We start from the raw sequence: 7620 nt of genomic DNA on the forward strand, positions 1-7620 counted from the left end.
TGCTTGGTCCGGCCCCCGATAGGAACGACAATATGGAAACCACCGCCGCGCCGGATGAAGGAGTGCCGCCATGCTCGACCTGATACCTTCGCTCAGTTCATGGCCGCCTGCCGTGGCCGGAGAGCGGTATGCCGTGGCCACCGTTGTTGCGGCGACCGGTTCGGTGCCGCGGCCGGTGGGCACGTCCATGCTGGTGGCCGAGTCCGGGGCCGTCCTGGGCAGCCTGTCCGGTGGTTGTGTGGAAGGCGCCGTGGTGGCGCTTGCCCTGGACGCAATGCACGACGGCGGCACCCGCCACGGGACCTTCGGCTACAGTGCCGCGGACGCGTTCGCCGCCGGACTCACCTGCGGCGGTGAACTTGGGATCCACATCGAGCCTGCCGGCCGCAGCCTGCGGGAAGCCGTGGGGCAGCTCGCCACCGTCCCGCCGGGGGAGCCCGTAGCACTGGTCCGCCGGCTGGATGCCGGCGGCAGCGGCGCCGTCGTGATTCCGGACCCGGCCACGTTCAGCGTGGCCGGGTCCCCGGAAGCCGCCGCGCTGCTGCACGCCGGCGGGGACCACACTGTTGTGGCCCACACGGGCGTGGCGCAGCTCGAGTCATTCCTCCGCAGCGGCGGCTCCGGCGTCGTCACTATGGCCTCGCCGGGCACGTGCCCCACCGGTCCCGATGCGGCAACGCCGGACGATGCGGGCGAACCCGTCACCCTCCTCGTGGAAACCCGGCTCGCCCCGCCCCGCATGCTGGTGTTTGGTGCCAATGACTTCGGCGCCGCCCTGGTGCCGGCCGGAAAACTGCTGGGCTACCGGGTGACCCTGGTGGACGCCCGCCCCGCCTTCGCCGGCCAGGCACGCTTCGCCTGCGCCGACGACGTCGTCACGGAATGGCCGCACCGATACCTTGCAGCCCAGGCGGCCGCGGGCCGGCTCGACCCGCGCACCGTCGTTTGCGTCCTGAGCCACGATCCCAAGTTCGATATCCCGCTGCTGGAGACGGCGCTGGCCCTGGACCTTGCCTACGTGGGCGCCATGGGGTCGCGCCGCAGCCACCTCCAGCGGGTGGATGACCTCCTCGACATCGGCGTGCGGCCCGAAAAGATCGCGGAGCTGCACTCGCCGATCGGGCTGGACCTTGGCGCCGTAACCCCGGCCGAAGTGGCCGTCTCCGTCACCGCGGAGCTCATCGCCTCCCGCAGCCGGAAGTCCTCATGCGCGCCGCTCCGGGAAACCTCCGGACCCATCCACCAGACCGCCGCGCAGGCGGCGCCCACCATCATCAGCCAGCAGGAGATCGCATGGACATGAACACCATCGAGGCGGTGGTCCGCACCACGGACCCGGCCGACTGGCGCGACGGCGACGCCTGGCTGGCGGGCGGCACCGTCCTCTTCTCCTACGGAAGCTACGCCTTCGGCCCCGAACCGCTCAAACGCCTCCTGGACCTGGGCTCCGCCGGCTGGACCCCCGTCACGGTCACCGACGACGGTATCGAACTGGCCGCAACCTGCACGGTCGCGGAACTCTACGCCCTCCCGGAATCCACGGACCTATCCCGGCGCGGCTGGCCCGGGCTGGACCTCGTCCGGCCCAGCTGCGACTCCTTCGTGGCGTCCTTCAAGGTCTGGAACATGTCCACGGTGGGCGGCAACATCTGCACCGCACTCCCGGCAGGACCCATGACCTCGCTCTGCGCAGGGCTCGACGCCGTGGCCACCATCCTTGGCCCCGGCGGCATGACCCGCACCGTCCCCGTGGCCGACTTCGTCACCGGGGACGGGACAAACTGCCTGGCACCCGGTGAGCTGCTGCGCAGCATCCACCTCCCGGCGTCGGCCCTTTCCTCCCGCGTGGCGTTCCGCCGCCTGTCGCTGAGCAACCTGGGACGCTCCGGCGTCCTGCTGATCGGAAGGCTCGACGGCGGCACATCACTGATACTGACCGTCACCGCAGCGACCAAACGGCCCGTGCAGCTGCGCTTCCGGCACCTGCCGGGCGCAGCGGAACTGGCCGCAGCACTGGACGACGCCATTCCCCATAACCTCTACCACAACGACATCCACGGGCTGACGGCCTGGCGGCAGGACATGACCTACCGCCTGGCGGAGGAGATCCGCGCCGAGCTCGCCGGCTCCGAAGACGGAGCAGTCGTGTCCGGCGACTTCTGGCCGCCGCAGGTGCGCAGTTCGCCCGCGCCCCGGCACATCCCACAGCAGGAAGGGGCCTGACGAATGGCCATCGAGATCAACGGCATTCCGGCGGAAGCCGGGCCGCGCCCCGGGCAGTGCCTGCGGACGTTCCTTCGGGAGCAGGGCAACCTGGGCGTTAAGAAGGGCTGTGACGGCGGCGACTGCGGTGCCTGCACCGTGCACGTGGACGGCACTCCCGTCCACAGCTGCATCTACCCGGCCGTCCGGGCCGAGGGGCACGCCGTCACCACCATCGAAGGGCTGGCCGGGAAGTCCGGCGCAGCCAGCGGGGATCTGCATCCTGTCCAGCAGCAGTTCCTGGAGCGGCAGGGCTTCCAGTGCGGTTTCTGCACCGCAGGCATGCTGATGACCGCTGCGACGTTCACCGACGAACAGAAGGAGAACCTGCCCCGCAGCCTCAAGGGCAACCTGTGCCGCTGCACGGGCTACCGCGCCATCGAGGACGCCGTCTGCGGGCACGCCGGCCACCCGGATCCGGCCGGACCGGGTTCCGGAATCGCGGGCGAGGGCCAGCCCGAACCGCGGCCCGGGGGGATGGGCGACGACGTCCCCGCCCCCGCCAGCCGTGCCATCGTCACGGGCACAGCCCGCTACACCCTGGATGTTCCCGCAGACCAGCTGCCCGGGCTGCTGCACCTGAAGCTCCTGCGCTCGCCGCACGCCCACGCCCGCGTCCTCAGCATCAACACCGAAGCAGCACTCAAAGTGCCCGGAGTCGTGGCGGTGTTCACGCACGAGGATGCCCCTGCATCGCTGTTTTCCACCGCCCAGCATGAGCTGTACACGGACGACCCCGACGACACCCGCGTGCTGGACGACGTGGTGCGGTTCCGCGGCCAGAGGGTCGCCGCCGTCGTCGCTGACTCCGTTCAGGCAGCCGAACTGGGCGTCCGGGCACTCGCCGTGGAGTACAAAATCCTCGACGCTGTGTTCACTCCGCAGGATGCCATCCGTCCCGGCGCGCCCACGCTGCACGGGGAGAAGGACGCCCACGCTGCCCGGATTGCCCGGCCGGAGCAAAACGTCGTGGCCGAACTCCACTCGGAACTGGGCAGCGTGGAGGAGGGCTTCGCGGCCGCGAGCTTCGTCCATGAGCAGACCTACCAGACCCAGCGCGTCCAGCACGTCGCATTGGAGACCCATGCCTCCATCGCCTCGGTGGACAGCGACGGACGGCTGCAGGTCCGCACCTCCAGCCAGGTTCCCTTCCTGGTCCGCCGCACGCTGTGTCGGGTCTTCGGTCTCTCCGAGGAGCAGGTCCACGTGGTGGCCGGCCGCGTGGGCGGCGGCTTCGGCGGCAAGCAGGAGGTGCTGACAGAGGACATCGTGGCGCTCGCCGCCCTGAAACTGGGCCGGCCTGTCCAGCTCGAACTGACTCGGACGGAGCAGTTCACCGCCACCACCACCCGGCATCCGTTCACCATCAAGCTCAAGGCCGGCGCCAGTGCCGACGGACGGCTGACCGCGCTGAAGCTGGACGTCCTGACCAACACCGGCGCCTATGGCAACCACGGTCCGGGCGTGATGTTCCATGGGTGCGGTGAGTCCCTGGCTGTCTACAAATGCGACAACAAAAAGGTGGACGCCCAGGCTGTCTACACGAACACTGTCCCCTCCGGTGCCTTCCGCGGCTACGGCTTGAGCCAGATGATTTTCGCGATCGAGTCGGCCATGGATGAACTGGCCATTGGGATCGGCATGGATCCCTTGGAGTTCCGCCGCCGGAACATGGTGCGCGAGGGGGACGACATGCTGTCCACCCATCCCGAGCCGGAAGAAGACGTCCACTACGGCAGTTACGGCCTGGACCAGTGCACCGGCCTGGTCCGGGACGCCCTGGACCGCGGCGCCGAGCGGTACCGTGCCGCCGGGCTTGATGACCTCGGCCCGGATTGGGTCACTGGCGAGGGCACCGCGCTGTCGATGATCGACACGGTGCCGCCGCGCGGCCACTTCGCCCATTCGAAGGTCCGGCTCCTGCCGGACGGAACGTACCAGGCCGACGTCGGCACGGCCGAGTTCGGCAACGGCACCACCACGGTGCACGCCCAGCTGGCGGCCACCGCGCTGTCCACCGAGGCCGCGCGGGTCACGGTGCGGCAGTCGGACACCGACCTGATCGAGCACGACACCGGCGCGTTCGGTTCGGCCGGCACGGTGGTGGCAGGGAAGGCGACCCTTGCCGCCGCCGAGGAACTCGCCGTCCGGATCCGGGCGTTCGCCGCCGGGATCCGGCAGGTCCAGTCCTCCGGCTGCGTCCTCGACGGCGACACTGTGGTGTGCGAGGGAACGCCCGTGCCGCTGGCGGAACTGGCGCAGGAAGCCGCGGAAGCCGGCGTCGAACTTTCCGCCGAAGGACGCTGGGGCGGCACGCCACGGTCCGTGGCGTTCAACGTGCACGGGTTCCGCGTCGCGGTGAACCGCGGCACTGGCGAACTGCGGATCCTGCAGAGCGTCCAGGCCGCCGACGCCGGCGTGGTGGTCAATCCGCGGCAGTGCCGCGGCCAGATCGAGGGCGGGATCGCGCAGGCGCTGGGCGCCGCGCTGTACGAGGAGGTGGTGGTGGACGACGCCGGCCGGGTCACCACGGACATCCTCCGCCAGTACCACATCCCCACCTTCGCCGACGTGCCACGGAGCGAGGTCTACTTCGCCGACACCAACGACAAACTGGGACCGCTCGGCGCCAAGTCGATGAGCGAAAGCCCCTTCAACCCGGTGGCTCCCGCCCTGGCCAACGCCATCCGGAACGCCACCGGAGTGCGCTTCGCCTCGCTGCCCATCGCGAGGGACAAGATTTACCTCGGCCTCCGGGAAGCATCGCGGGGTCACATAACGCCCAAAGAAGCGCCTCAGATGGGCCGGATCTGACCCCGCGTTGCATATAGTCGGGGGATGGAACAGCGCAGATTAGGCAAGACCGGACGGAACGTCTCGATCGTGGGGCTGGGAACCTGGCAGCTCGGTGCTGACTGGGGCAACGTGGACGACGGACAGGCGCAGGCGATCCTGGCCGCCTCGGTGGAAGCCGGCGTCACGCTCTTCGACACGGCCGACGTCTACGGCGACGGCAAGAGCGAGCAGGCCATCGGCGCGTTCCTGAAGGACAACCCCGGGCTGGACATCACCGTGGCCACCAAAATGGGCCGCCGCATGGACCAGCAGCCGGAAAACTACACTCTGGCCAACTTCCGCCAGTGGGTGGACCGGTCGCGGAAGAACCTGGGCACGGACAGCCTCGACCTCGTCCAGCTGCACTGCCCGCCCACGTCCGTCTACAGCAGCGCCGAAGTCTACGACGCGCTGGACACCCTGGTCTCCGAAGGGGCCATCCGCAACTACGGCGTCAGCGTGGAACGCACCGACGAAGCGCTCGAAGCCATCCGGCACGAAGGCACTGCATCCGTCCAGATCATCCTCAATGCGTTCCGGCTGAAGCCCCTGGACGAGGTCCTGCCCGCGGCTAAGGAGGCAGGCGTCGGGATCATCGCCCGCGTTCCGCTCGCCTCCGGCCTGCTCACGGGCAAGTACACCAAGGACACGTCCTTCGCCGAGAACGACCACCGCAATTACAACCGCACGGGCGAATCGTTCGACGTCGGCGAGACCTTCTCCGGTGTGGACTACGAGCTGGGGCTGAAGGCCGTGGCCGAGTTTGAGCAGCTGGTCCCGGACGGCGTAGGCACACCCCACGCGGCCATCGCCTGGATCGCCGCCCAGGACGGCGTCACCACCGTCATTCCCGGCGCACGGAACGTGGACCAGGCCACCGCGAATGCTGCCGCAGCCGGAGTTTCCCTTAACGGCGAATTCGACGAGGGCGTGCGCTGGATCTACGACCACTACTTCCGCGAGGCCATCCACCCCCGCTGGTAGGTCCCACCCCCGCGCGAACATGCAGGTAATGACGCCAAATCGCGATTTTGACGTCGTTACGTGCCAGTTCGCGCTTCGAATTTAGCCGAGCAGGTGGAGGTGCTCCGGGGTGTCGATGTCCGCCCCGGTTGACTGATCCCTGCAGTCCACCTCATCCACCAGCTCCGGGTGGGCCTGCAGGAAGCCTCGTGCGCCGGCGTCGCCCGCCACGGTACCGGCCACTGCGTCCCGGAGTCCGACGTCGATGAGCAGCGGATGCCCCCGGCGCACCGTTCCGTCGGCACCGCCGTCGCCATAAGCGGCTGCGGTGATCCGGCCCGGACGGTGGGCGGCCAGCAGGCGCCCCACCGTCCGGAGGGTCAGGCCGGGCTGGTCCACCAGCGCAATCAGCAGATGGTCCTGCGGGTCCGCCGCGGCGTTGCCCAGCAGGAACGAGCTGCCCATGCCGGACTGCCAGTCGTTGTTGACCACCGTCCGGTAGCGGTCCAGCTCGGCGATGGCCGCGACGTCGGGGGCACCTGCGCCGAGCACCACCACCACCTCACGGCAGCCGCCGTCGAGCAGTGCTCCTGCGATGGACTCCACCAGCGGCCGGCCGCGGTAGGGGAGGAGGGCCTTGGGCCCCTTCCCCAGCCGCCTGCCGGCGCCGGCCGCAAGGACAACAGCGGTGGTCCTGGTCTCAGAAATGTTCCCCATAGCCACACCCTAGCCGCCCGGTCAGTGATTGGTCGGTGACACCTCAGGCGTCGCCGCCCGCTCCTCCTGTGGTGCCGGCGTTGACGTCCAGGAGCTTGTAGCGGTCCATCGCGTATTGCGGTGCGCCTTCCTCCACGTCGCCCCGCGCCGCCAGCAGCTGCAGCGTCTTCACCACGATGGAGTGGGTGTCATTCTTGAAGAACCGGCGTGCCGCTGCCCGGGTGTCGGAGAAGCCGAAGCCGTCCGCGCCGAGCGAGGCGAACTTGTTCGGGAGGAACTGGCGGATCTGGTCCGGGACGGCCTTCATATAATCCGAGACCGCCACGATGGGACCCTGCGCATCGGCCAATTGCCTGGCCACGAACGGGATCCTGGCGGGCTCGCCGGGGTTCAGGAACGCGTCTTCCTCTGCTGCGAGGCCGTCGCGGCGCAGTTCGTTCCAGGATGTGACGGACCAGACGTCGGCTGAGACGCCCCAGTCCTCGGCCAGGATCCGCTGCGCTTCCAGCGCCCAGGGCACTGAGACACCGGACGCCAGGATCTGGCTCTTGGGACCCTGGACGTCCGACGCCGACACCCGGTAGATGCCCTTCAGCACACCTTCGACGTCGAGGTTCTCGGGTTCGGACGGCTGGGTGATCGGCTCGTTGTAGACGGTGATGTAGTACATCAGGTTTTTATCGGATGCAGGTCCGGTTCCTTCGCCGCTTGCGGCCGGTCCGTACATCCGTTCGATTCCGTCGCGGATGATGTGGCCCATTTCGTAGCCGTAGGCGGGGTCGTAGGTGACTACTGCCGGGTTGGTGGCGGCGAGGATGGGGGAGTGGCCGTCGGCGTGCTGGA

5 protein-coding genes and 1 pseudogene are annotated in these 7620 nt (G+C 69.0%); 4 read left to right on the forward strand and 2 right to left on the reverse strand.

Annotation, left to right across the window (positions count from 1 at the left end; genetic code table 11):
• Positions 1-70 precede the first annotated feature (70 nt).
• The 4 genes from EYS21_RS21210 to EYS21_RS21225 are packed head-to-tail and all read left to right on the forward strand — an operon-like array spanning position 71 to position 6081.
• Positions 71-1303, forward strand: coding sequence for an XdhC/CoxI family protein (locus EYS21_RS21210; RefSeq protein ID WP_131135225.1), 1233 nt, complete (start codon positions 71-73; stop codon positions 1301-1303).
• Complete coding sequence (locus EYS21_RS21215; RefSeq protein WP_131135226.1) at positions 1294-2223, forward strand: FAD binding domain-containing protein; 930 nt, start codon at positions 1294-1296, stop codon at positions 2221-2223. Before EYS21_RS21210 ends, EYS21_RS21215 begins: the two co-directional genes overlap by 10 nt.
• 3 nt (positions 2224-2226) lie before the next feature.
• Entirely contained in the window at positions 2227-5076 is a 2850-nt protein-coding gene (locus tag EYS21_RS21220; RefSeq protein ID WP_131135227.1) for a molybdopterin cofactor-binding domain-containing protein, read from the forward strand.
• A 24-nt stretch (positions 5077-5100) separates the two neighbouring features.
• Positions 5101-6081, forward strand: a complete 981-nt coding sequence (locus EYS21_RS21225) for an aldo/keto reductase (RefSeq protein ID WP_131135228.1) — start codon at positions 5101-5103, stop codon at positions 6079-6081.
• Between the two features lie 81 nt (positions 6082-6162).
• Here the strand turns inward: EYS21_RS21225 and nboR are convergent, their stop codons facing one another.
• Both nboR and EYS21_RS21235 read right to left on the reverse strand, forming a co-directional pair.
• Positions 6163-6777, reverse strand: a complete 615-nt coding sequence (nboR, locus tag EYS21_RS21230; protein ID WP_131135229.1) for a nicotine blue oxidoreductase — start codon at positions 6775-6777, stop codon at positions 6163-6165.
• A 43-nt stretch (positions 6778-6820) separates the two neighbouring features.
• Positions 6821-7620, reverse strand: a pseudogene (locus tag EYS21_RS21235) (pyruvate dehydrogenase (acetyl-transferring), homodimeric type); the annotation flags it as partial.

Origin of the sequence: Arthrobacter sp. S39, assembly GCF_004320525.1 — a bacterium.
Taxonomy (GTDB): Bacteria; Actinomycetota; Actinomycetes; order Actinomycetales; family Micrococcaceae; genus Arthrobacter.